Below are 22,824 nucleotides of genomic sequence, written 5' to 3'. Positions count from 1 at the left end.
GCCAAATGGCTGTCAGGAGTCAGTCAATTTTCGGGCCATGCCGGGCAGCCTTAAATATCAAGGGCTGCACAGGTTTGAGAGTCATTATGACGCTTGTGGATTCGAGTCAATCTGACTTCATCCGAGTCAAATTGACCTTACCGTTGCCGCGCGACATTCCGACGAAGAGCTGCATTGCGCCTTGTGTGAGCCAATCGCTCTCTATACTGTATATGCGAACAGTATCGAGTCCCTGCCATGCAAATCATCGACAAGCTCAGCATCCTCGCCGACGCCGCCAAGTACGACGCCTCCTGCGCCAGCAGTGGCGCGCCCAAGCGCAGTTCCGAGGGCAAGAGCGGGCTGGGTTCGACCGATGGCATGGGCATCTGCCACAGCTACACGCCGGACGGGCGGTGCGTGTCGCTGCTCAAGGTTTTGCTGACCAATTTCTGCCTCTACGACTGCCAATATTGCGTCAACCGCCGCTCCAGCGACGTGCCGCGTGCGCGCTTCACGCCCGAGGAAGTGGTGACGCTGACGCTGGATTTCTACCGGCGCAATTGCGTCAGCGGGTTGTTTCTCAGCTCGGGGATCATTCGTTCGGCGGACTACACCATGGAGCAACTGGTGCGTGTCGCGAAGCTGCTGCGTGAAGAGCATGAGTTCCGTGGCTACATTCATCTCAAGACCATTCCCGATGCGGATCCCGCACTGATCGAAGAGGCCGGGCGTTATGCCGACCGCTTGAGCGTCAACATCGAATTGCCCACCGATGCCAGCTTGCAAACCCTCGCGCCGGAGAAGCACATCGGTTCGATCAAGCAGGCGATGAACACCATCTACACCGGCGTGCAGACCGTGCTCAACGAACCCCGCGCACCAAAGTTCGCCCCGGCCGGGCAGAGCACGCAAATGATTGTGGGTGCCGATGACACTGATGACAGCACCATCCTGCACAGCGCGCAGGCGCTCTACGGCGACTTCCGCCTGCGCCGGGTCTATTACTCGGCGTTCAGCCCGATTCCCGATAGCCCTAAAAGCGTGCCACTGGCCGCGCCGCCGTTGATGCGCGAGCACCGGTTGTATCAGGCGGATTTTCTGTTGCGCGGTTATGGCTATACCGCTGGTGAGTTGCTCACGGGGCCGGGCAATCTGGCGTTGGACATCGACCCGAAACTGGCCTGGGCGCTGCAGAATCGCGAGGTGTTTCCGCTGGACCTCAATCGCGCCGAACCGGCGTTGATCTCACGCATCCCCGGCATCGGCCTGCGCACCACCGAACGTCTGGTGGAGTTGCGCCGGCAGCGGCGCATTCGCTACGAAGACGTGGCGCGCATGCGCTGTGTGTTGGCCAAGGCCAAGCCGTTCATCATCACCAGCGATTACCACCCACAGCAGGCCGAGGTCACCAGCCAGATGCTCTATCAGCAGTTGCGCGACCGACCGATGCCGCAACAGATGGGGTTGTGGGGATGATCAATCTCGACTGTGACGATCTGTTCGACACCTGGCGCCAACAGGCGCGGTGGCTGCTCAGCCATGAAATCGATCCGAGTCTGGTGAGCTGGGCGTCGGAAGGGGTGAGTGATCTGTTTGCCAGTGATGTGTCGGTTCCCGAAGGGCAGGGGCTATTTCAGGCGCGCATCCCGCGTGCGTTGCTCGACACCCTGGAACAAGCGTCACGCTACCGTGGCGATCAACGCTGGAGTCTACTGTATGAAGTGCTGTGGCGGGTCAGCCACGGCGACCGCACCGCAATGATGTCCGGCGACAAACTGGGCAGCGAGTTGCAGCGGCGGATCAAGCAGGTGCAGCGCGAAGCCCATCATTTGCATGCGTTCGTGCGTTTCGTCGAGCGCCCGTCAGAGCTGCCGGGCCCGCAATACGTCGCGTGGCACGAACCGGCCCACGACATTCTGCACAGCGCCAGCGAACACTTCATCGGGCGCATGGGCCGGCATCGTTGGCTGATCGCCACACCCCGCGACGGGGTTTATTACGATGGCGAACAACTGATCCATCAAAGGCAATGCCCGGTGGAATGGCAGCAACTGGCGCAGAACGTCGACGATCCCCACGGTGACTTATGGCTGACGTATTACAGCCACATCTTCAACCCGGCGCGGTTGAACGAAAAAGTCATGCAGGGACATTTGCCGACGCGGTTCTGGAAGAACCTGCCGGAGGGAGAGTTGATTCCCGGATTGATTACCCAGGCACGAATGGGCAAGCAGCAGAACGGACAGGCGAGCGGGATTGCCGGTCGCGCGGGCAAACGGATTGCCATGAAGGCCAGCGAGCGAGGCGAATGAAAAAGCCCCCATCGATCACTCGATGGGGGCTTTTGTGCATCTGGCCGTCAGATCAAACCTTGACGATCCAGCCGGCTGGCGCTTCGACGTCGCCGGTCTGCACGCCGGTCAGCTCTTTGTAGAGCTTCTGGGTCACAGGGCCGACTTCGGTCTCGCTGTGGAACACGTGCAGGTGGTCGTTGTAGCTAATGCCGCCGATCGGGGTGATCACCGCCGCAGTACCGCAAGCACCGGCTTCTTTGAAGTCCGACAGCTTGTCGATGAACACGTCGCCTTCGACCACTTCCAGGCCCAGACGGGACTTGGCCAGTTCGATCAGCGACAGGCGGGTGATGCCCGGCAGTACCGATGGCGAGTTCGGGGTCACGAACTTGTTGTCGTGGGTGATCCCGAAGAAGTTGGCCGAACCGACTTCTTCGATTTTCTTGTGGGTCAGTGGATCCAGGTAGATGGCGTCAGCGAAGTGCGCTTTCTTGGCCTGGGAGCCCGGCATCAGGCTGGCGGCGTAGTTGCCACCGACCTTGGCGGCACCGGTGCCTTGTGGCGCGGCGCGGTCGAAGGTAGAGATCTGGAAGTTGTGCGGGGTCAGACCGCCCTTGAAGTAGGCACCGACCGGGATCGCGAACACCGAGAAGATGAACTCAGGTGCGGTACGCACGCCGATGTTGTCACCCACGCCGATCACGAACGGACGCAGGTACAGCGCGCCGCCAGTGCCGTAAGGCGGGATGAAGCGCTCGTTGGCGCGAACCACTTCCTTGCACGCTTCGATGAACTGCTCGGTGGACACATGCGGCATCAGCAGGCGGGCGCAGCTGCGCTGCATGCGCGCGGCGTTCTGGTCCGGACGGAACAGGTTGATCGAGCCGTCCTTGCAACGATAGGCCTTCAGGCCTTCGAAGCATTGCTGGCCATAGTGAAGGGCAGTAGAGCCTTCGCTGATGTGCAGCACGTTGTCTTCGGTCAGGGTGCCTTTGTCCCACTCGCCATTGCGAAAGTACGACAGATAGCGTTTGTCGGTCTTGATGTAGTCAAAACCCAGCTTGTCCCAGTTGATGCTTTCGTTACCCATGACACCCTCTATCACTGAACAACCGCCGAAGCGGTTCAAGGCTTCTGACGTTTTTTTGGATGGGCACAACAATACTTCATTCTTGAGCGGTTTCGCAGCCCGGACTATCGGATGACATACAGATAGTTCGTACTTGATCGTTCCCACGCTCTGCGTGGGAATGCCTCATCGGACGCTCCGCGTTCGGCCTTTGGGACGCAGAGCGTCCCGGGCTGCATTCCCACGCGGAGCGTGGGAACGATCAAATCATAGGTGCAACGCGTGTCCCAGGGCACGCAACGCCGCTTCCTGCACCGCTTCACCCAGGGTCGGGTGCGCGTGGATGGTGCCGCCGATGTCTTCCAGTCGCGCGCCCATTTCCAGGCTCTGCGCGAACGCGGTCGACAGCTCCGATACCCCGACACCCACCGCCTGCCAGCCGACAATCACATGATTGTCCCGACGAGCGACCACCCGCACGAAGCCGGTTTTCGATTCCAGCGTCATCGCCCGGCCATTGGCCGCGAACGGGAAGTTCGACACGATGCAGTCAAGTCCGGCCGCCTTGGCCTCGTCCGGCGTCTGGCCGACGACCACCAGTTCCGGGTCGGTAAAGCACACGGCAGCAATGGCGGTCGGGTTGAATTCGCGGGTCTTGCCGCTGATCAGCTCGGCAACCATCTCGCCCTGAGCCATGGCGCGGTGGGCCAGCATCGGCTCGCCGCTCAGGTCGCCGATGGCGTAGACGTTGCGCATGCTGGTCTGGCAGCGGCTGTCGATCTTGATCGCCGAGCCGTTCATGTCCAGGTTCAGCGCTTCAAGGTTCCAGTCCTGGGTATTGGGTTTGCGACCGACGGCCACCAGCACCTGATCGGTTTCCAAGTTCAGGGTATCGCCGTTCGGATCGCGCACCTGCAACGTCCCGTCGAAGCCCAGCACGCTGTGCTTGAGATACAGCTTCACGCCCAATTGCTTCAGCGCATCGTGCACCGGTTGGGTCAGTTCGGCGTCGTAGGCCGGCAGGATCCGATCCTGCGCCTCGACCACGCTGACCTCGGCGCCAAGCTTGCGGTAGGCAATGCCCAGCTCCAGACCGATGTAACCACCGCCAACCACGATCAAGCGTTTCGGTACCGACTTCGGCGCCAGCGCTTCGGTGGACGAAATGATCGGCCCGCCAATCGGCAGGATTGGCAGGTTGACGCTTTTCGAACCGGCGGCCAGCACCAGATGCTCGCACTGGATGCGGGTGTCGCCGACTTCCACGGTCTTGCCGTCGATGACCTTGGCCCAGCCGTTGATGACCTGAACCTTGTGCTTCTTCAGCAACGCGGCGACGCCGGTGGTCAGGCGATCGACGATGCCGTCCTTCCATTCAACGCTCTTGGTGATGTCGAGGGTCGGCGCCGAAACGCTGATGCCCAGTGCCGAATGCTGGTTGTGGTGTTGAGTCTGGTGAAACTGTTCGGCCACGTGGATCAGCGCTTTCGACGGAATGCAGCCGATGTTCAGGCAGGTGCCGCCCAGCGATTCGCCCTCGACCAGAATGGTCGAAATGCCCAGTTGCCCGGCGCGAATGGCCGTCACGTAACCGCCGGGGCCGCCGCCGATGATCAGCAGCGTGGTGTTCAGAGATTGCATGCCATCACTCCACAAACAGGGTCGCGGGTTGTTCGAGCAGACCACGAATGGCCTGGATGAAGAGCGCCGCGTCCATGCCGTCGACCACGCGGTGATCGAAGGAGCTGGAGAGGTTCATCATCTTGCGGATCACCACCTGGCCTTTGACGACCATCGGGCGTTCGACGATTTTGTTGACGCCGACGATCGCGACTTCCGGCAGGTTCAGCACCGGGGTGCTGACGATGCCGCCAAGGGCGCCGAGGCTGGTCAGGGTGATGGTCGAGCCGGACAGTTCATCGCGGCTGGCCTTGCCATTGCGGGCGGCGGTGGCGAGGCGGGAGATTTCTGCCGCGCTGTCCCACAGGCTGCGCGCCTCGGCGTGACGCACCACCGGCACCATCAGGCCGACATCGCTTTGGGTCGCGACGCCGACATGCACCGCGCCGAGGCGGGTGATGACCTGGGCTTCGTCGTCGTAACGGGCGTTCATCTGCGGGAAGTCGCGCAGGGCGACGACCAGTGCGCGCACCAGGAACGGCAGCAATGTCAGCTTGCCACGGCTCGCACCATGTTTTTCGTTCAGGTGTGCACGCAGTTCTTCAATCGCGGTGACGTCGATTTCCTCGACATAACTGAAGTGCGCGGCACGCTGAGTGGCGTCCTGCATGCGCTGGGCAATCTTGCGGCGCATGCCGATCACTTGAATCTGTTCTTCATCGTTGCGCTGAGCGTACGCGGCAGCGACCGGCGCCGAAGCGTTCGACTGACCTTGCGCCAGATAGGCATCGAGGTCTTCGTGCAATACGCGACCGGCCGGACCGGAACCGCGCACCAGACGCAATTGAATGCCCAGGTCCAGCGCATGTTTGCGCACGGCTGGCGAGGCCAGCGGACGCTCATCGGCTTCGCGGGCAACCATCGGGCCCTGGCAAACGGCAGCCGCCGGACGCGGTGCGGCAACAGCAGGTTTGCTTTCAACGACAGCTTCAACTTTTGCTAAGACAGGTGTTTCTTTCGCCGCAGCAGGCGCCGGTTTGTCCGACTCCTTCAGATTGCCCGCGCCTTCAACCTCGATGCTGATCAGAATGCTGCCGACCGCCATCACTTCGCCCGGCTGACCGCCCAGCGCAATCACCTTGCCGTGGACTGGCGAGGGAATATCGACCATCGCCTTGTCGGTCATCACATCCGCCAGCACCTGATCTTCAACGACCAGATCGCCGACCTTTACGTGCCACTGCGACAGTTCTACTTCTGCGATGCCTTCGCCGATGTCCGGCATCTTGATAACGTGCGTGCCCATTCAGACCTCCATGACCCGTTTCAGCGCCGCGCCCACTCGGGACGGCCCAGGGAAATACGCCCACTCCTGCGCGTGCGGGTAGGGGGTGTCCCAACCGGTGACGCGTTCGATCGGCGCTTCCAGGTGATGGAAGCAATGCTCTTGCACCAGCGACACCAGTTCGGCGCCGAAACCGCAGGTGCGGGTGGCTTCGTGAACCACGACGCAACGGCCGGTTTTCTTCACGGATTTGACGATGGTTTCCAGGTCCAGCGGCCACAGGCTGCGCAGGTCGATGACTTCAGCATCAACGCCGCTTTCTTCAGCAGCCACTTGCGACACGTACACCGTGGTGCCGTAGGTCAGCACGGTCACGTCCTTGCCCGGACGGGTGATGGCGGCGACATCCAGCGGCACGGTGTAGTAACCGTCCGGCACCTGAGCTTGCGGGTGTTTCGACCACGGGGTTACCGGGCGGTCGTGGTGGCCGTCGAACGGGCCGTTGTACAGACGTTTTGGCTCGAGGAAGATCACAGGGTCATCGTTTTCGATGGAGGCGATCAGCAATCCTTTGGCGTCATACGGGTTGGACGGCATGACGGTGCGCAGGCCGCAGACCTGAGTGAACATCGCCTCGATGCTCTGACTGTGGGTCTGGCCGCCGTAGATGCCGCCGCCGCAAGGCATGCGCAGGGTCATCGGCGCGGTGAACTCGCCGGCCGAGCGATAGCGCAGGCGCGCGGCTTCGGAAATGATCTGGTCGGATGCCGGGTACACATAGTCGGCGAACTGAATCTCGGCGACCGGGCGCAAGCCATAAGCGCCCATGCCCACGGCGACACCGACGATGCCGCTCTCGGAGATCGGCGCGTCGAACACCCGCGAGGTGCCGTACTTGGTCTGCAGGCCTTCGGTGCAACGGAACACGCCGCCGAAGTAGCCGACGTCCTGGCCGAACACCACAACGTTGTCGTCACGCTCAAGCATCACATCCATGGCCGAGCGCAGGGCCTGGATCATGGTCATGGTGGTCGTGGTCATGGCGGTTTCCAACTGAATATTGTTGTTGTGATCGTTCATGTCAGATCCCCAACTGCTGACGCTGGCGCTTCAAGTGCTCCGGCATCTCTTTGTAGACGTCTTCGAACATGGTCGCGGCGCTCGGAATCTGGCCGCCGGCGAGGGTGCCGTACTGTTCGGCCTGTTTCTGCGCGGCGATCACTTCGGCTTCGAGCTCGGCGCTGACGGCGGCGTGCTCTTCTTCCGACCAGTGGCCAACCTTGATCAGGTGCTGTTTCAGGCGGGCAATCGGGTCGCCCAGCGGGAAGTGGCTCCAGTCGTCGGCAGGACGGTATTTGGACGGATCGTCGGAGGTCGAGTGCGGGCCGGCGCGGTAGGTGACCCATTCGATCATGGTCGGGCCGAGGTTGCGGCGGGCGCGTTCTGCAGCCCAGGCGGAGGCGGCGTAGACCGCGTAGAAATCGTTGCCATCAACGCGCAATGAGGCGATGCCGCAACCGACGCCGCGTCCGGCGAAGGTGGTGGCTTCACCACCGGCGATGGCCTGGAAGGTCGAGATCGCCCACTGGTTGTTGACCACGTTGAGGATCACTGGCGCACGGTAAACGTGGGCGAAGGTGAGGGCGGTGTGGAAGTCCGATTCGGCGGTGGCGCCGTCGCCGATCCAGGCCGAGGCGATTTTGGTGTCGCCCTTGATCGCCGACGCCATGCCCCAGCCCACGCCTTGAATGAACTGAGTGGCGAGGTTGCCGGAAATGGTGAAGAAGCCGGCGTCCTTGACCGAGTACATGATCGGCAACTGACGGCCCTTGAGCGGATCGCGCTCGTTGGACAGCAGTTGGCAGATCAGGTCGACCAGCGGTACGTCGCGGGCCATCAGAATGCTTTGCTGGCGATAGGTCGGGAAGCACATGTCGTCGATGTTCAAGGCCAGGGCCTGAGCGCTGCCGATGGCTTCTTCGCCGAGGCTCTGCATGTAGAACGACATTTTTTTCTGACGCTGGGCGACCACCATGCGGTTGTCGTATATCCGGGTCTTGAGCATGGCGCGCATGCCTTTGCGCAGGATCTCGACCGGCACGTTTTCAGCCCATGGGCCGAGGGCGTTGCCCTGGTCGTCGAGCACGCGGATCAGGCCACGGGCCAGGTCGGCGGTGTCGGCGGGTTCTACGTCGATGGAAGGTTTGCGCACCGTGCCGGCATCGGTCAGATGCAGGTAGGAGAAATCGGTTTTGCAGCCTGGGCGGCCCGAGGGTTCAGGGACGTGCAGACGCAGCGGTTCATACGCTTGGGTCATGGCTTCTACGCTCGATCTTGTGAATTTCTTGTAGTGAGCTGGCAGTCATTCTTCGATAAAAGAAATCTTGTCCTACAACAATCATAGGCCCGGGCAAGAAGAATATTTCTCTCTGTTTCGTTGCACTGGAGATCATTTGCAGATAGAAATTCTGCATAAACATAAAAAACAGGTGGTTTTGTCTCATGCGCAAACTGGACCGTACCGACATCGGCATTCTCAACAGCCTTCAGGAGAACGCGCGCATCACCAACGCCGACCTGGCCCGCTCGGTGAATCTCTCGCCGACGCCATGCTTCAACCGGGTCAAGGCGATGGAAGAACTGGGGCTGATCCGCGAGCAGGTGACCCTGCTGGACGCCGACCTGCTGGGGCTGCACGTCAACGTGTTCATCCACGTCAGTCTCGAGAAGCAGGTTGAGGAAGCGCTGCAGCATTTCGAAGAGGCGATTTCCGACCGCCCGGAAGTCATGGAGTGCTACCTGATGGCCGGCGACCCGGACTATCTGATCCGGGTGCTGGTGCCGACCATTCAGGCGCTCGAACGCTTCATGATGGATTTTCTGACCAAAGTCCCAGGCGTAGCGAACATCCGGTCAAGCTTTGCGCTCAAGCAGGTGCGTTACAAGACGGCACTGCCATTACCGGCCAATGGCCTGATCCTCGGGAGCTGAGTGCTCAGCCCTGATCAAAGATCCGCATAGCCGTAATCCAGACTTTCCGTGTTCAAGGTCTGTTCGACCCTGAAAGGCTGCAACCAGGGCGCAGGTTCATTGTCTGGATTGAATATCAGAGTGGAGCCGAGCATCCCGTGTGGTGCGTTCTCGGGAAACGCAATCACCGGCTCTGTAGGGTGTTTGCGTTTCCAGCGCTCCCAGAGAAAGTCGAGATAGCAGTGGTGCAGGAAGAACAACGGGTCGTTGGGAGAGGAGGCTTCGCCCATGTTGCCTCCAACCCAGGCATGCACATCGTTGTGCATCATTTCCGTCAGGTTTTCCCATCCGGTCGGCTCAAGCCAGTAGGGCGTCCTGTTCAATACGGTCTCGACATCCTGCGCAGAGGGAAGCGGTGAGGGACCTGCTCCGAAGTTGCGCCGCAAGCCTGCATCTCCTGTCTCACCATCCCAGACCTTCATTCCGAATAAACGACGCTCGAGGGCAAACGGGCCAATGGTGACCCGCTGGTTTTGCGTCGGGTCGCCGTCTCTGCCCATGAAATCGTCAGTAAAGGGGTCATCCGCACCATTCATGCTCCAGTTCCAGTACGGCAGTGTGATGGTCGGGTTGTCTGCGGCGGCTTGCAATTCCAGTTCGAACTGGCGAATCAGGATGCGATGCCAAGGAAAAAATAAAGGGGTTCCATGGGGGTTGGGGAAGATCGGGTTACCTCGTCCCATGGAATTCTTGTGGATCTGTACAAAGTCATCGTAGCGACTCTGCTGGCCCGGGCGAAGCACGCTGGGCGTCTGGTTTTTCAGTATCAGAATGGCATTTACGAAGGCGTGTTTCTGTTCCGGCGTCAGGTCGCGGTGGTTACGGCGAATATCCATATTGCCAAATCTCCATGGGTTGATTACCCCATGAAGTCTGCCTGTCGGGCGGGATTACGCCCAGTTCATGGGATCCGACGTGACAGGTACGAATCCCCTTGTTACCGGTTCCTTCAATGATTTTTTCTTACACGGAGTTGATCGGAATCTTCAGGTAGACAACGCCATTGCCTTCCGCCGGCGGAAAATTTCCTGCGCGCACATTCACCTGAATCGCCGGCAGCAACAGCGTCGGCATGCCCAACCCTGCATCGCGCTTGGTGCGCATCTCGACAAACGCGGCTTCGTCGACGCCGTCATGCACGTGGATATTGCTTTGGCGCTGTTCACCCACGGTGGTCTGGCACTGCGAGTCGCGACCTTGCGGCGGGTAATCGTGGCAGACGTAGAGCTTCACGCTGGCGGGGAAGGCCAGCAGCTTGTGTATCGAATTGAACAGCTGATGCGCGTTGCCGCCGGGGAAGTCGCAGCGGGCGGTGCCGACGTCGGGCATGAACAGCGTGTCGCCGACCAGAATCTGTTCGCCGTCGATCAGGTAAGCCATGTCCGCCGGGGTATGGCCGGGGACGTGCAGGGCGGTGGCCTTGAGATTGCCGATCCGGAACGACTCGTTCGGCGCGAACAGGTGATCGAACTGCGAGCCGTCGACGCAAAACTCCGGTTCCAGGTTGAACAGCGCCTTGAACACGTTCTGCACTTTGCTGATCGACTCGCCAATCGCGATCTTGCCGCCCAGCTCCCGACGCAGGTACGGCGCGGCGGACAAGTGATCGGCGTGGGCATGGGTTTCCAGCAGCCACTGCACTTGCAGGTTATGGGTACGCACGAAGGCGATGATCTTGTCCGCCTGAGCCGTGCAAGTGCGACCGGCAGCGCCGTCATAATCGAGCACCGGATCGACGATTGCGCACTGCCCGCCGTCAGCCTCGTAGACCACGTAGCTGTAGGTCGAAGAGGCGGGGTCGAGGAAAGCTTCAATCAGCGCGGGCATGGACGCGGTCCTGTGCAGGAAGGTGAAAAGTCAGGTTGCAACACTTTATGTAAACACATAATGTCCGCAGCTTAAGTGACGTTGAAGGCATCCTGCAAATGCAATCCAGTCTGACCGAATGTGAAGTCGCCCAACTGCGCGCCTCAGCCTCCAAGGCCTGTTCGCTGCTCAAAGCATTGGCCAACGAGGATCGATTGTTGATCCTGTGCCAGTTGACCCAGGGCGAGCGCAACGTCGGCGAGCTGGAGAAAATGACCGGCGTGCGTCAGCCGACCCTGTCCCAGCAACTGGGCATCCTGCGCGATGAAGGGCTGGTCGCGACCCGTCGTGAAGGCAAGTACATTTTTTACGGTCTCGCCAGTCACGAAGTGATCCAGGTGATGAAAACCCTGTCCGGACTCTACTGCGGAGCCGTGCTCAAAAGCTGGGCGCAATAGACCCGGCTATCCTTGCGTGCAGCCATAAGGAACAAACAATGAACGATCAACACTGGGGCCCATCCATCAGTGCGGACATCGTGGTCATCGGCGGCGGCACTGCCGGCATCGGTTTTGTCGCGAGCCTGCTCAAGCGCGATCCCGGCCTGAAAATCACGGTGATCGAGCCGAGCACCCTGCATTACTACCAGCCGGCGTGGACGCTGGTCGGCGGTGGCGCCTTTGATGCCAAAGACACCGCCCGACCGATGAACAAGGTGATGCCGCGTCAGGCCACCTGGATTCAAGCGGCAGTGACCGGCATCGACCCGGACCAGCGCCGTCTCACTCTCAATGATCAACGCACCGTCACTTATCAGAACCTGATCGTCTGCCCCGGCCTGCGTCTGGCGTGGGAGAAGATCGAAGGCCTGCAGGAAAGCCTCGGCCAGCATGGCGTCACCTCCAACTACAGCTATCAGCACGCGCAATACACCTGGGATCAGGTGCAGAAACTGCGCGGCGGCAAAGCCCTGTTCACCCAGCCGCCGATCCCGATCAAGTGCGCCGGCGCGCCGCAAAAGGCGCTGTACCTGTCCTGCGATCACTGGCTCAAGCGCAATGTGCTGAGCAAGGTCGACGTCGAGTTCAATCTGGCTGGTGCCGCGCTGTTCGGCGTGCCGACTTTCGTGCCGCCGCTGATGAAGTACATCGAAAAATACAACGCCCGACTGGCATTCAATTCCAATCTGGTGAAGGTCGACGGCCCGGCGAAAACCGCCTGGTTCGACGTCAAGGATGCGGACGGCAACGTCACCCGTCAGGCCAAGACTTTCGATCTGCTGCACGTCGTTCCGCCGCAGGTTTCGCCGGATTTTATCGCGCAAAGTCCGCTGGCCGACGCCGGCGGTTGGTGCGAGGTCAACCCGCACACGCTGCAACACCCGCGTTATCCCGAAGTGTTTGCCCTGGGCGATATCTGCGGCACCACCAATGCGAAAACCGCCGCGGCAGTGCGCAAGCAAGTCGTGGTGGTGGCGGAAAACCTGCTCGCCTTGCGCAAAGAGCTGGCGCTGCCGCTGAAGTACGACGGCTACGGTTCCTGCCCGCTGACGGTGGAGAAGGGCAAGGTGATCCTCGCCGAGTTCGGCTATGGCGGGAAGTTGCTGCCGACCTTTCCCCTCGACCCGACCGTGCCGCGCCGTTCCGCTTGGTGGCTGAAGGCGACGCTGCTGCCGTTGTTCTACTGGAACGGCATGCTCAAGGGCCGCGAATGGCTGACAAGTCTGTCCAGGGTCGACTGAGAACACTCTATGTTGCTGGCAAGTCTGTTTGGCGTGGTGATGGGATTGATCCTCGGTCTGACCGGGGCCGGCGGCGGGATTCTCGCGGTGCCGGCGCTGGTGCTCGGGCTGGGCTGGACGATGACGCAGGCGGCGCCGGTGGCGTTGTTTGCCGTGGGCAGCGCGGCGGTGGTCGGCGCGATTGATGGCTTGCGCCACGGTCTGGTGCGTTATCGCGCGGCGCTGCTGATTGCGGCGCTCGGCGCGGTGTTTTCGCCGGTGGGCATCTACTTCGCCCATCAGTTGCCGGAAAAGGTTTTGATGATCCTGTTCAGCCTGCTGATGGTGATGGTGGCGTGGCGCATGCTGCGCCGCGAACGCCAGCAGGAGGGGCCGAGCGATCATGGCCATGCCAGTTGGGGCCAGAAGAACTGCATGCTCAATGAGCAGACCGGCCGTTTCGACTGGACCGCCAAATGCACCGCGACCCTCGCGGCACTGGGCGCGGTCACCGGCGTGGTGTCCGGGTTGCTGGGGGTTGGCGGCGGGTTTCTGATCGTGCCGGCGTTCAAGCAACTGACCGATGTGCAGATGCGCGGCATCGTCGCCACATCCTTGATGGTCATCAGCCTGATCTCCGCCATCGGTGTGATCGGCGCGTTTCATGCCGGGGTGCGCATCGATCATCTGGGCGCGTCGTTCATCGTGGCCAGCATCATCGGCATGATCATTGGCCGCAAACTCTGCGCGCGAGTGCCGGCGAGGACGTTGCAGGTGGGATTCGCCAGTGTGTGCCTGGTGGTTGCGGCTTATATGCTGCTGCGGGCGTGAGTCGTAAAGCAGAGAAAAAATCGCAGCCTCGGCTGCGATTTTTTTGTCACTGGTTATACGCCGCCTCAGTATTGTCGATCAGCGGGTTTTTCTCGGTCAGGACGATCTGGGCAATCTTGTCCTTGCGCATGAATGTCACCTTTGGATGGGATTGCGCATAGCGGATAAAACGCTCCATGGCCTCGACCATCGCCGGGGTGCCGCCGATGCGGTCATGCAGACTCACCGACATCATCCGCCGCTTGCTCGCGCCTTCGGCGTAGAGGCGATCGAATTCCAGCACCAGTTGCTGGTAGAACTGCTCGGCGGAGAAGTGTCGGCCCTCGACCAGCACGATGTCGTTGTTGCGCAGGGTGTACGGCACCACGGCGAATTTGCGCCCGCGGACCATGTTCACGAACGGCTCATCGCGGCTGACATCGTCGATGTGATAGGTGAAATTCAGATCCTGCAGCACCTTCAACGTGTTGGGGCTGCGCCGCAGCCAGTTGGCGTTGTAGCCGACCGAGCGCTGGCCGGTGATTTTTTCTACTGCCGCGACGCCGTCGCCGATGAACTGTTTTTCCTGGGCGTAGTTCATGTTGTACGAATCGGCCCAGCGCATGCCGTGGGCCGCCAGCTCATGGCCGCGCTCGGCAATCGCCTTGGCCAGTTCCGGGTGCTTGAGCGCCGCTTCGCCGACCACGTGGGAGGTGACTTTGATGCCGGTGCGATCCCACAGATCGAGCATGCGCCACAGGCCTTCCTTGTAGCCGTAATCGAACCAGGTCTGCGCCGGCAGGTCCGGATAACCTTTTGGCAGCGGTGTACCGGAGAACGGACTTTCAGCGCCCTCGGGCTGGCCGCCGGTTTCGAATTGCATCGATACCGAAATCACCAGTTGCGAGCCATCCGGCCAAGGGCGTTCCTGGGCGAAGGCGAGGGCGGGCAGCAACAGCGTGGCGGCCAGCAGGTTTTTCAGCAGACGCGGGGAGCGTTGCCAGCGGGAAGTGGTCATATCGGCACCTTGCAGGTTGAGAAGTGCTGCAAGGTTGGCATTCGCCAGGCCCGGGAAAAATCCGCTGCGGGCGAGATGACTTTTAAACAAAATTTACGAATACACCCCAACCCCCTGTGAGCAGGCATCCACAGGGATATGTGTTTGGCTGCCGTTTTGCGGCACACTCAAGCCATCACCGTACAAGGCCTATCAATGAACCAATACGCCCCGCGCAACTGGCAGCCGCACGAGAAGCCCAGTCTGCCCGGTTCCCCCTCGACGCCGCTGCACTCCAACCCCAAGCGTCTGGCCTACGCGCTGGTCGGGTTGCTGGTAGCGTTGACCGGCGGCTTGGGCAATTCGCTGGTGGTTGCCAACCTGCCTTACCTGCAAGGCGCGCTCGGGGCGACCACCGCCGAAATGGCGTGGCTGCCGGCAGCGTATGTGATGACCAACGTATCGATGAACCTGCTGCTGGTGAAGTTTCGCCAGCAGTTCGGTCTGCGGGCGTTCACCGAGGTGTTTCTGGTGCTGTATGCGCTGGTGACCTTCGGCCATCTGTTCGTCAATGACCTGAATTCGGCGATCGCCGTGCGTGCGGCCCACGGCATGGTCGGCGCGGCGTTGAGTTCGCTGGGCCTGTATTACATGGTGCAGGCGTTCCCGGCCAAATGGCGGATGAAGGCGTTGGTACTGGGGCTCGGCACCTCGCAATTGGCCTTACCGCTGGCGCGGCTGTTTTCCGAAGACCTGTTGCAGATCGCCGAATGGCGCGGCTTGTACCTGTTCGAGTTGGGCATGGCACTGCTGTCGCTGGGCTGCGTCTTGATGCTCAAGCTGCCGCCGGGTGACCGGTTCAAGACTTTCGAACCCCTCGACTTCCTCACCTTTGCGATCCTTGCCAGCGGCGTGGCCTTGCTGTGCGCCGTGTTGTCCTTGGGCAGGATCGACTGGTGGCTGGAAGCCGACTGGATCGGCATCGCCCTGGCCGCGTCGATTGCCCTGATTCTGGCAGGGTTGGCCATCGAACATAACCGCAGTAACCCGATGCTGATGACCCGCTGGCTCGGCAGCGGGGTGATGATCCGCCTGGCGCTGGCGGTGGTCCTGATTCGCATGGTGACCTCGGAACAATCCACCGGCGCCGTGGGCTTCATGCAAAACCTGAACATGAGCAGCCAGCAGCTGCATAGCCTGTATGTGGTGATGCTGATCGGCAGCGTCGCCGGGCTGCTGACCAGTGCGCTGACCATCGACCCGAAACATCTGCTGATGCCGCTGATTGTTTCGCTGGCGTTGATGGCCACCGGCTCGATCATGGACAGCTCATCGAACAACCTGACCCGCCCCGGCAACCTGTATTTCAGCCAGTTCCTGCTGGCGTTCGGCAGTACATTTTTCCTCGGCCCAACCATGGTGCTGGGCACGCGCAACGTGCTGACCAACCCGCGCAACCTCGTGAGTTTTTCGGTGCTGTTCGGGATCTGCAACAACCTCGGCGGCCTGATCGGCGCGGCGTTGCTGGGGACGTTTCAGATCGTGCGCGAGAAGTTTCATTCCAGTCATATCGTCGAGCAACTGGTGATGTCCGATCCACGCGTCGCCGCCCGAGTGCAGAGCGGTGGGTCGGCGGTCGGCTCCCTGATTGCCGACCCGAGCCTGCGCAACCTGCAAGGCACTCGCAGCCTGGCCAACGCCGCCACCCGCGAGGCCAACGTGCTGGCCTATAACGATGTGTTCATGCTGATTGCGGTGATCGCGATTCTGACCATGATCTGGATTTCTATCCGTGCGCTGTGGCTGATCAGCACTACCCGAACCGTCGCCCCGACACCTTCCGTACCTTCCAGCGGTGCCACTTCTTCATGACCGAACCGACTACCACGACCACCAATGCCATCGCCGCCACCCCTGAAGGCGTGGCGCCGCCGTCATCACCGAACACCGAGCCGCGCTCGTTGCGGGTGCGGATAATCTCGTCGCTGGGCTTTGCCGCGATTGCCATCGTCGGCGTGTTGATCGTGCTCTATGCCTGGCAACTGCCGCCGTTCAGCAGCGCGGTCGAGACCACCGAAAACGCTCTGGTGCGCGGTCAGGTGACGATCATCGGCCCGCAGCTCAGTGGCTATGTGTTTGAAGTGCCGGTGCAGGATTTCCAATTTGTGAAGGAGGGGGATTTGCTGGTGCGTCTCGATGACCGCATCTATCAGCAACGTCTCGACCAATCGCTGGCGCAACTGGCGGTGCAGAAGGCCTCACTGGCCAATGTCGTGCAGCAGCGCAACAGCGCCGAAGCCACGATCAAGCTGCGGCAGGCAGTGGTGGCCGACAGCGAAGCGCAGCTACGCAAAAGCGAGGCGGATCTGCGACGCAACAAGGCGCTGGTCAACGACGGCTCCGTGTCCAAGCGCGAGATGGACGTGGCGCTGGCCGCCAACGCGCAAAGCATTGCGGCGGTGGCGCAGGCCAAGGCCAATCTGGAAATCGCCCGGCAGGATCTGCAAACGGTGATCGTCAATCGCGGTTCGCTGGAAGCGGCGGTGGCCAGCGCCGATGCCGCGGTGCAACTGGCGCGGATCGACTTGTCCAACACCCGGATCATCGCCCCGCGTGACGGACAGCTCGGGCAGATTGGCGTGCGTCTGGGCGCTTACGTCAACTCCGGGGCGCAGTTGATGGCGCTGGTGCCGAACCAGAAATGGGTGATCGCCAACCTCAAGGAAACCCAGATGGACAATGTGCGCGTCGGGCAGCCGGCGAGCTTCACGGTTGATGGTTTGAACCACCGCAAATTCACCGGCCACGTGCAGCACATCTCGCCGGGCACCGGTTCCGAATTCGCGTTGTTGCAGGCCGACAATGCCACCGGCAACTTCGTGAAAATCGCCCAGCGGGTGCCGGTGCGCATCACCATCGATCCGGATCAGCAGGAGAGCGAGCGCCTGCGGCCGGGGATGTCGGTGGTGGTCAGCATTGATACGGCGGCGGGCGACACCCAGAAACACTGAGCTCAGGCGGCGATCATCGGCGGCAGGGTGCCAAGCACGGAAACCGCCGCCACGGCGCCGATCCCCAGCAGCCATTCGAGCATGACGCTGCGCTTGAGGGTGTCGATCCGCTGTTCGCAATCATTGATCCGCAGGCGATTGAACAGCGCCAGTGCAAGCATGCCGAGCACCAGCAGCGCCTTGATCAACAGGATCAGGGCGAACCCCGAGAACAACGGCGTCGGCCACCATTGGCCGGTGAGCACGCGCACGTTGATCAGCCCGGTGATCAGCAGACCGGCGACCAGCCCGTAGCCGAGCCCGCTGAATCGCTGCAAGACTTCGCGCATGTCTTCGTGACGTTGGCGCAGGATCATCACCAGCATCAGCAGCCCGCCGAGCCACGCGCCGACGCAGGTCAGGTGTATCACCTGATTGAGGATCAGCATTTGCCCGCTGAAGCCATCGAGCATCGCCCCATGACCGACCGGCGCCAGCGTCATCAGCAGCAGCGCGCTCAGGCCCAGTCGCAATGGCCGGTTCGAACGCCACGGCGTAAACAGCAACGCCAGCAAAAGCGCATTGATCAACAGATGCCAGCGCCAGACCTGACCGAAAAACGTATGACCGAGGACCAGCTCGACGGTGGCCGGATCAAACGCGGCAGTCGCCGAACCGGCCATGCTTGCGGTAATCAACAACGCCCAGATGACGCCGCTGGCCAGGGCAATCGCCGCCAGCCAGCGAACCAGTCGCGCGAGGTGTCGATCCAGTGTCGGCGCTTCACCTTTGAGCAGCAGCGGCCTGAACAGCCAGGCCCCGAACAGCATCAACACCACGATGAAATGCAGAAACCGGCACAGCACCAGCGCCTCACTCATGAATTACTGGCCAACCTTGAACTGATAGGCGCCTTCGCTCTTGTGCGTGTCGACCGACACCGCATGCCATTCGACCTTGTATTCGCCAGCGGTCAGCGGTGCTTCGGGGGTGACGATCAGGGTTTTCTTGTCACCTTCGGTGGTCAGCGGTTTGACCGCCACCGGCTTGCCATCGTGGGTCACGGTGACTTTGGTGAAGCTGGCTTCGACGCCTTCGGAAAACACCAGACGCAGATCCGCCGGTGCCGCGACGGTGCTGTCGGCAGCCGGGGTCTGGCTTTTCAGATGGGCGTGAGCGAACGCCTGGGAAGTGACGACCAGCGAAGCCAGCAGCGCGCCAGCGGTGAACAGTTTTTTCATCGACATGGAAAGATTCCTTTCAGTGAAATGGCGGGCTGAGTATAGAACGTGGATCACAGGGCTTTCAGGCGCATGTGAATCACCGGAAAGGGCCGGCCTTCGCCGTCGAATGCCGAGCGGCCGATGTCCTCAAATCCGTAGTGCCGATAGAAGCCGTGGGCCTGCGGATTCTGTTCGTTGACGTCGACCTTCAGCAGCGGGCGGCGGACATGGTCGAGCAGGCGTCGGCCGATGCCCTGGCCACGAAACGCCGGGTCGATGAACAGCATCTGCACGGTGTCGTCATCAGTGGCGATGAAGCCTGCCGGGGAATGGTCGGGGTTCTCGAAGACGTGCACATCCAGCGCGGGCAGGTAGGTGTCACGCACCAGCGGGAACAGCCGATGGATGTCGTCTTCCGGGAGAAAATCATGAGTGGCGCGAACCGAACGCTCCCACAATGCGGCGAGCTGCGGATCATCCGCAGCGATGCGCTTTCGAATGGTCATGGACAGATCCTTCAGTGTCTGACGGGGAGAAGGAGGGCGATCCTAAACCAGAAAAAAGCCCAAGTGTGTGAAGAATCGTTCTCGGCTGTCGCCCCTTGCCCAGAGCGGATGCTAGTCTTCAACAACGTTGTCTTCAGGGAGCCCTCATGGGCAATCACAAGATCGAAATCCGCCGCACCAACGTCGACAAGATCCTGCTGGCGGCGGAAAAAGTCTTCGCCGAAAAAGGTTTCGGCGGCACCGCTATGGCGGACATTGCTGCTGAAGTGCAGCTGCCGCGATCCAATCTGCATTATTACTTTTCGACCAAGAGCGAGCTGTACAGCGCGGTGCTGTTCGACCTGCTGGAAGTGTGGAAGCAGGACGCGCTGTGCTTCGAGATGTTCGACGATCCGCGCGTGGTGCTCAGCAGCTACATCCGCGCCAAGATGAACCACTCGCGCAGCCGGCCGTATGGCTCGAAAGTCTGGGCCAACGAAATCATCCACGGCGCCCCGACCCTCGGCGAGGCGCTGGATGTGAGCCTGTACGACTGGGCGAAGATGAAAGAGGCGAAGATCCGGCAGTGGGTCGAGGACAAGCGGATTTTGCCGGTGGAGCCGTCGAGCCTGCTGTACATGATCTGGGCGTCGACGCAGCACTATGCCGACTTTGATCATCAGGTGAATATTTTGAATGAGCACCAGCCGCTGTCGGACATGCAGTTCGAGCGGGCGGTGCAGACGGTGACGAGTGTGATTTTGCGGGGGATAGGTTTGGAGCCGTAACTGATCGTTCCCACGCGGAGCGTGGGACGATCTTTCAACTCAGACGGCGCATGCCTCAAGGTGAGACATGGTAGGGATTCCTCGGATCATGATTCCAGTCCAGAAACGGCTTGCCCGTTTCCATCGGCACCATCTCGATGCAGTCCGCCACCGGGCAGGTGATCTGGCACAGATTGCACCCCACACACTCGTCATCGATCACTTCATATTGATGCTTGCCATCGGCCTGTTTCAGGCTGCTGATCGCCTGGTGTGATGTGTCTTCGCAGGCGATGTGGCAACGCCCGCAACCGATGCACGCTTCCTGGTCGATCTTCGCGATCACCTGATAGTTGATGTCCAGGTACTTCCAGTCCGTGGTGTTGCCCACCGCCCGCCCGGAAAACTCGGCGATGCTGGCGTAACCCTGACTGTCCATCCACCGCGACAAACCATCCTTCATCTCATCGACAATCCGGAAACCATGCAGCATCGCCGCTGTGCACACCTGCACCGCGCCGCTGCCCAAGGCAATGAATTCCGCTGCATCACGCCAGCTGCCAATGCCGCCGATTCCGCAGATCGGCAAGCCTTGGGTCTGCGGATCACGGGCGATTTCCGCGACCATGTTCAGCGCGATCGGCTTGACCGCCGAACCGCAATAACCGCCGTGGGTGCTTTTGCTGCCAACAGTGGGCAGGGCGACCATGTGTTCCAGGTCGACGCTGGTGATCGAGTTGATGGTGTTGATCAGCGACACCGCATCGGCACCGCCGCGATGGGCCGCACGCGCGGCGACGCGGATGTCGGTGATGTTCGGTGTCAGCTTGACGATCACCGGCAGCGAGCAATAGGTCTTGCACCAGCGTGTGACTTGCTCGACGTACTCCGGCACCTGACCGACCGCCGCGCCCATGCCGCGTTCGGGCATGCCGTGGGGGCAGCCGAAATTCAACTCGATGCCGTCAGCGCCGGTGGCTTCCACCAGCGGCAGGATGTGTTTCCACGACTCCTCGACGCACGGCACCATCAGCGACACGATCAGCGCGCGATCCGGCCAGTCCTTCTTCACCTGAGTGATTTCCCGCAAGTTGATTTCCAGCGAGCGGTCGGTGATCAGTTCGATGTTGTTGATGCCCAGCACTTCGCGGTTGGCGCCGTAGTGCGCCGAATAACGCGACGACACGTTGACCGCCGCCGGATCCTCACCCAGGGTTTTCCAGACCACGCCACCCCAGCCGGCCTCGAAGGCGCGCACCACGTTGTAGGCCTTGTCGGTCGGCGGCGCGGAGGCCAGCCAGAACGGATTGGGGGCTTTGATTCCGGCGAAGACAATCGAGAGATCGGCCATTTACGCAGCCTCCACGTTGAGCATCAGTTGAGCGTTGATCGCCTCGGCGGCGCGTTTGCCGTGTTGCACCGCTTGCACGGTCAGGTCCTGATCGAGGCTGGTGCAGTCGCCACCGGCATACACGCCGGGGATGCTGGTGCGCAGGTTTTCATCAACCTGGATGCGTTCGCCCTGACGCTTGAGTTCGCGGGCCAGCGGGTCGGCGAGGGCGCTGCCGTCGAAGGCCTGGCCGATGGCTTTGAAGATCGCATCGGCGGCCAACTCGAAAGTCTCGCCAGTGGTTTGCAGACGACCGTCCACCAGATGGGTGCGGGCGAAGCGCATGCCGCGCACCTTGCCCTGAGCGTCGAGCAGCACTTCCTCCGGTTGCGCCCAGGTCAGCAGCCGCACCTGATTGGCCTTGGCGATGTCCTGTTCATGGCCGGTGGCGCCCATGTCCGCCGCGCCACGGCGATAGACCAGATTGACGTCGTGGGCACCGAGGCGGGCCATTTGCACGGCCATGTCGATGGCGGTGTTGCCGGCACCGAGGACGATGCAGTGTTCGGCCAGCGGCAGTTGCGACAGGTCATCGGCCTGGCGCAGTTCGCGGATGTAGTCGGTGGCGGCGAGCAGGCCGGGGGCGTCTTCGTGGGCCAGGCCGAGTTGCTTGCTGGCGTTCAGACCGAGGCCGAGGAACACCGCGTCGAACTGTTGGTGCAGTTCGCTGAGGGTCAGATTCTCACCGAGTTTCTGACCGTGGCGGATTTCGATGCCGCCGATTTGCAGGAGGAAATCCAGTTCCTTCTGCGCGTAGTCGTCGACCAGTTTGTACTTGGCGATCCCGTATTCGTTGAGTCCGCCAGCCTTCTCGCGCGCTTCGAATATCACCACGTCATGCCCGTGCATCGCACTGCGATGGGCACAGGACAAGCCAGCCGGGCCGGCACCGACCACCGCGATGCGTTTGCCGGTAGCGGCGGCGCGCTGGAACGGGTGCTCGGTGAAGTGCGCGTTGTCCACGGCATAGCGTTGCAGCAGACCGATCAGCACCGGCGCGCATTCGTGGGCGTTGTTGCGCACGCAGGCTTGCTGGCAGAGGATCTCGGTCGGACAGACCCGCGCGCAACTGCCACCGAGGATGTTCGCCGAAAGGATTTTCTGCGCCGCGCCGCGCACGTTGTCCTGATGGATATTGCGGATGAACGACGGAATGTCGATCTCGCTTGGGCACGCATTCACGCACGGCGCGTCGTAGCAATACAGGCAGCGCGAGGCTTCCAGATGTGCCTGACGGTCGTTTAGCGGCGGCGCCAGATCGGTGAAATGGCCGGCGAGGGCGGCCGCACTTTCGTGCGGATGCGGGAGATGGTTCAGGGTCTCGATCACGGTTTTTTGCCTCACGGTTAATTGAGG

Annotated in this window: 22 protein-coding genes; 9 read left to right on the top strand and 13 right to left on the bottom strand. The window is 61.3% G+C overall.

What is annotated here, in order from left to right; genetic code table 11:
• Positions 1 to 237: 237 nt before the first annotated feature.
• Entirely contained in the window at positions 238 to 1,458 is a 1,221-nt protein-coding gene (locus tag AC1Q9F_RS05735; protein WP_492618699.1) for a putative DNA modification/repair radical SAM protein, read from the top strand.
• A complete protein-coding gene (locus AC1Q9F_RS05730; protein WP_492618700.1) occupies positions 1,455 to 2,294 on the top strand; it encodes a TIGR03915 family putative DNA repair protein in 840 nt (279 codons plus the stop codon). Before AC1Q9F_RS05735 ends, AC1Q9F_RS05730 begins: the two co-directional genes overlap by 4 nt.
• A 52-nt stretch (positions 2,295 to 2,346) precedes the next feature.
• Here AC1Q9F_RS05730 and AC1Q9F_RS05725 read toward each other — a convergent pair whose 3' ends face one another.
• From AC1Q9F_RS05725 to AC1Q9F_RS05705, 5 genes are all read right to left on the bottom strand, one after another.
• On the bottom strand, positions 2,347 to 3,366 hold the full coding sequence (locus AC1Q9F_RS05725; protein ID WP_011334831.1) for a branched-chain amino acid aminotransferase: 1,020 nt from the start codon (positions 3,364 to 3,366) through the stop codon (positions 2,347 to 2,349).
• 246 nt (positions 3,367 to 3,612) lie between these two features.
• Positions 3,613 to 4,986 (bottom strand): dihydrolipoyl dehydrogenase, encoded by a 1,374-nt coding sequence (gene lpdA, locus AC1Q9F_RS05720; RefSeq protein WP_492618701.1) that lies wholly within the window; start codon positions 4,984 to 4,986, stop codon positions 3,613 to 3,615.
• A gap of 4 nt (positions 4,987 to 4,990) precedes the next feature.
• Positions 4,991 to 6,271 (bottom strand): dihydrolipoamide acetyltransferase family protein, encoded by a 1,281-nt coding sequence (locus AC1Q9F_RS05715; protein ID WP_492618702.1) that lies wholly within the window; start codon positions 6,269 to 6,271, stop codon positions 4,991 to 4,993.
• On the bottom strand, positions 6,272 to 7,330 hold the full coding sequence (locus AC1Q9F_RS05710) for an alpha-ketoacid dehydrogenase subunit beta (protein WP_003224000.1): 1,059 nt from the start codon (positions 7,328 to 7,330) through the stop codon (positions 6,272 to 6,274).
• Position 7,331: 1 nt separating this feature from the next.
• Positions 7,332 to 8,567, bottom strand: coding sequence for a 3-methyl-2-oxobutanoate dehydrogenase (2-methylpropanoyl-transferring) subunit alpha (locus AC1Q9F_RS05705; protein ID WP_007952906.1), 1,236 nt, complete (start codon positions 8,565 to 8,567; stop codon positions 7,332 to 7,334).
• A 185-nt stretch (positions 8,568 to 8,752) separates the two neighbouring features.
• On the opposite strand from AC1Q9F_RS05705, the gene bkdR reads away from it, so the two are divergent.
• A complete protein-coding gene (gene bkdR, locus AC1Q9F_RS05700; RefSeq protein WP_085602691.1) occupies positions 8,753 to 9,241 on the top strand; it encodes a Bkd operon transcriptional regulator BkdR in 489 nt (162 codons plus the stop codon).
• 14 nt (positions 9,242 to 9,255) lie between these two features.
• Here bkdR and AC1Q9F_RS05695 read toward each other — a convergent pair whose 3' ends face one another.
• Entirely contained in the window at positions 9,256 to 10,116 is an 861-nt protein-coding gene (locus tag AC1Q9F_RS05695; protein ID WP_492618703.1) for a tyrosinase family protein, read from the bottom strand.
• A gap of 127 nt (positions 10,117 to 10,243) precedes the next feature.
• Positions 10,244 to 11,107 (bottom strand): MBL fold metallo-hydrolase, encoded by an 864-nt coding sequence (locus AC1Q9F_RS05690; RefSeq protein ID WP_492618704.1) that lies wholly within the window; start codon positions 11,105 to 11,107, stop codon positions 10,244 to 10,246.
• 98 nt (positions 11,108 to 11,205) lie between these two features.
• Between AC1Q9F_RS05690 and AC1Q9F_RS05685 the strand changes: the two genes are divergently transcribed.
• From AC1Q9F_RS05685 to AC1Q9F_RS05675, 3 genes are read left to right on the top strand one after another with little or no spacing between them, the layout of a single operon-like run.
• Positions 11,206 to 11,544 carry an ArsR/SmtB family transcription factor gene (locus AC1Q9F_RS05685; RefSeq protein WP_007952897.1) on the top strand — a complete coding sequence of 113 codons (339 nt, stop codon included), beginning with the start codon at positions 11,206 to 11,208 and terminating at the stop codon, positions 11,542 to 11,544.
• Positions 11,545 to 11,582: 38 nt separating this feature from the next.
• Positions 11,583 to 12,827, top strand: coding sequence for an NAD(P)/FAD-dependent oxidoreductase (locus AC1Q9F_RS05680; protein WP_492618705.1), 1,245 nt, complete (start codon positions 11,583 to 11,585; stop codon positions 12,825 to 12,827).
• A gap of 9 nt (positions 12,828 to 12,836) precedes the next feature.
• Positions 12,837 to 13,637 carry a sulfite exporter TauE/SafE family protein gene (locus AC1Q9F_RS05675; RefSeq protein WP_492618706.1) on the top strand — a complete coding sequence of 267 codons (801 nt, stop codon included), beginning with the start codon at positions 12,837 to 12,839 and terminating at the stop codon, positions 13,635 to 13,637.
• A 46-nt stretch (positions 13,638 to 13,683) separates the two neighbouring features.
• On the opposite strand, the gene AC1Q9F_RS05670 is transcribed toward AC1Q9F_RS05675, so the two are convergent.
• Positions 13,684 to 14,634, bottom strand: coding sequence for a polysaccharide deacetylase family protein (locus tag AC1Q9F_RS05670; protein WP_492618707.1), 951 nt, complete (start codon positions 14,632 to 14,634; stop codon positions 13,684 to 13,686).
• Between the two features lie 195 nt (positions 14,635 to 14,829).
• Between AC1Q9F_RS05670 and AC1Q9F_RS05665 the strand changes: the two genes are divergently transcribed.
• The gene (locus AC1Q9F_RS05665; protein ID WP_492618708.1) at positions 14,830 to 16,485 is read left to right on the top strand and encodes an MFS transporter; all 1,656 of its coding nucleotides are present in this window, start codon (positions 14,830 to 14,832) and stop codon (positions 16,483 to 16,485) included.
• A complete protein-coding gene (locus AC1Q9F_RS05660) occupies positions 16,482 to 17,624 on the top strand; it encodes an HlyD family secretion protein (RefSeq protein ID WP_007952890.1) in 1,143 nt (380 codons plus the stop codon). Before AC1Q9F_RS05665 ends, AC1Q9F_RS05660 begins: the two co-directional genes overlap by 4 nt.
• 2 nt (positions 17,625 to 17,626) lie before the next feature.
• On the opposite strand, the gene copD is transcribed toward AC1Q9F_RS05660, so the two are convergent.
• The 3 genes from copD to AC1Q9F_RS05645 are packed head-to-tail and all read right to left on the bottom strand — an operon-like array spanning position 17,627 to position 19,332.
• The gene (copD, locus tag AC1Q9F_RS05655; RefSeq protein ID WP_492618709.1) at positions 17,627 to 18,484 is read right to left on the bottom strand and encodes a copper homeostasis membrane protein CopD; all 858 of its coding nucleotides are present in this window, start codon (positions 18,482 to 18,484) and stop codon (positions 17,627 to 17,629) included.
• A gap of 3 nt (positions 18,485 to 18,487) precedes the next feature.
• The gene (gene copC / locus AC1Q9F_RS05650; protein WP_108562568.1) at positions 18,488 to 18,850 is read right to left on the bottom strand and encodes a copper homeostasis periplasmic binding protein CopC; all 363 of its coding nucleotides are present in this window, start codon (positions 18,848 to 18,850) and stop codon (positions 18,488 to 18,490) included.
• A gap of 47 nt (positions 18,851 to 18,897) precedes the next feature.
• A complete protein-coding gene (locus AC1Q9F_RS05645) occupies positions 18,898 to 19,332 on the bottom strand; it encodes a GNAT family N-acetyltransferase (RefSeq protein ID WP_492618710.1) in 435 nt (144 codons plus the stop codon).
• Between the two features lie 146 nt (positions 19,333 to 19,478).
• Here AC1Q9F_RS05645 and AC1Q9F_RS05640 point away from each other — a divergent pair, with 146 nt between their 5' ends.
• A complete protein-coding gene (locus AC1Q9F_RS05640; protein ID WP_007952885.1) occupies positions 19,479 to 20,099 on the top strand; it encodes a TetR/AcrR family transcriptional regulator in 621 nt (206 codons plus the stop codon).
• A 55-nt stretch (positions 20,100 to 20,154) separates the two neighbouring features.
• Here AC1Q9F_RS05640 and preA read toward each other — a convergent pair whose 3' ends face one another.
• Together preA and AC1Q9F_RS05630 are read right to left on the bottom strand one after the other, a co-directional pair.
• The gene (gene preA, locus AC1Q9F_RS05635) at positions 20,155 to 21,429 is read right to left on the bottom strand and encodes an NAD-dependent dihydropyrimidine dehydrogenase subunit PreA (RefSeq protein WP_492618711.1); all 1,275 of its coding nucleotides are present in this window, start codon (positions 21,427 to 21,429) and stop codon (positions 20,155 to 20,157) included.
• On the bottom strand, positions 21,430 to 22,797 hold the full coding sequence (locus AC1Q9F_RS05630) for an NAD(P)-dependent oxidoreductase (RefSeq protein ID WP_492618712.1): 1,368 nt from the start codon (positions 22,795 to 22,797) through the stop codon (positions 21,430 to 21,432).
• Positions 22,798 to 22,824 lie beyond the last annotated feature (27 nt).

It is taken from the genome of Pseudomonas sp. GW823-FHT04A03 (genome assembly GCF_058796615.1).
The sequence above is the reverse complement of the archived record's forward strand: the minus strand, read 5'-3'. Positions and strand labels throughout refer to the sequence as shown.

Excerpts from the sequence above, each read along its gene's own strand:
- AC1Q9F_RS05735 (WP_492618699.1), top strand. The coding sequence starts at position 238 with ATGCAAATCATCGACAAGCTCAGCATCCTCGCCGACGCCGCCAAGTAC.
- AC1Q9F_RS05730 (WP_492618700.1), top strand. The coding sequence starts at position 1,455 with ATGATCAATCTCGACTGTGACGATCTGTTCGACACCTGGCGCCAACAG.
- AC1Q9F_RS05725 (WP_011334831.1), bottom strand. The coding sequence starts at position 3,366 with ATGGGTAACGAAAGCATCAACTGGGACAAGCTGGGTTTTGACTACATC.
- lpdA (WP_492618701.1), bottom strand. The coding sequence starts at position 4,986 with ATGCAATCTCTGAACACCACGCTGCTGATCATCGGCGGCGGCCCCGGC.
- AC1Q9F_RS05715 (WP_492618702.1), bottom strand. The coding sequence starts at position 6,271 with ATGGGCACGCACGTTATCAAGATGCCGGACATCGGCGAAGGCATCGCA.
- AC1Q9F_RS05710 (WP_003224000.1), bottom strand. The coding sequence starts at position 7,330 with ATGAACGATCACAACAACAATATTCAGTTGGAAACCGCCATGACCACG.
- AC1Q9F_RS05705 (WP_007952906.1), bottom strand. The coding sequence starts at position 8,567 with ATGACCCAAGCGTATGAACCGCTGCGTCTGCACGTCCCTGAACCCTCG.
- bkdR (WP_085602691.1), top strand. The coding sequence starts at position 8,753 with ATGCGCAAACTGGACCGTACCGACATCGGCATTCTCAACAGCCTTCAG.
- AC1Q9F_RS05695 (WP_492618703.1), bottom strand. The coding sequence starts at position 10,116 with ATGGATATTCGCCGTAACCACCGCGACCTGACGCCGGAACAGAAACAC.
- AC1Q9F_RS05690 (WP_492618704.1), bottom strand. The coding sequence starts at position 11,107 with ATGCCCGCGCTGATTGAAGCTTTCCTCGACCCCGCCTCTTCGACCTAC.
- AC1Q9F_RS05685 (WP_007952897.1), top strand. The coding sequence starts at position 11,206 with ATGCAATCCAGTCTGACCGAATGTGAAGTCGCCCAACTGCGCGCCTCA.
- AC1Q9F_RS05680 (WP_492618705.1), top strand. The coding sequence starts at position 11,583 with ATGAACGATCAACACTGGGGCCCATCCATCAGTGCGGACATCGTGGTC.
- AC1Q9F_RS05675 (WP_492618706.1), top strand. The coding sequence starts at position 12,837 with ATGTTGCTGGCAAGTCTGTTTGGCGTGGTGATGGGATTGATCCTCGGT.
- AC1Q9F_RS05670 (WP_492618707.1), bottom strand. The coding sequence starts at position 14,634 with ATGACCACTTCCCGCTGGCAACGCTCCCCGCGTCTGCTGAAAAACCTG.
- AC1Q9F_RS05665 (WP_492618708.1), top strand. The coding sequence starts at position 14,830 with ATGAACCAATACGCCCCGCGCAACTGGCAGCCGCACGAGAAGCCCAGT.
- AC1Q9F_RS05660 (WP_007952890.1), top strand. The coding sequence starts at position 16,482 with ATGACCGAACCGACTACCACGACCACCAATGCCATCGCCGCCACCCCT.
- copD (WP_492618709.1), bottom strand. The coding sequence starts at position 18,484 with ATGAGTGAGGCGCTGGTGCTGTGCCGGTTTCTGCATTTCATCGTGGTG.
- copC (WP_108562568.1), bottom strand. The coding sequence starts at position 18,850 with ATGTCGATGAAAAAACTGTTCACCGCTGGCGCGCTGCTGGCTTCGCTG.
- AC1Q9F_RS05645 (WP_492618710.1), bottom strand. The coding sequence starts at position 19,332 with ATGACCATTCGAAAGCGCATCGCTGCGGATGATCCGCAGCTCGCCGCA.
- AC1Q9F_RS05640 (WP_007952885.1), top strand. The coding sequence starts at position 19,479 with ATGGGCAATCACAAGATCGAAATCCGCCGCACCAACGTCGACAAGATC.
- preA (WP_492618711.1), bottom strand. The coding sequence starts at position 21,429 with ATGGCCGATCTCTCGATTGTCTTCGCCGGAATCAAAGCCCCCAATCCG.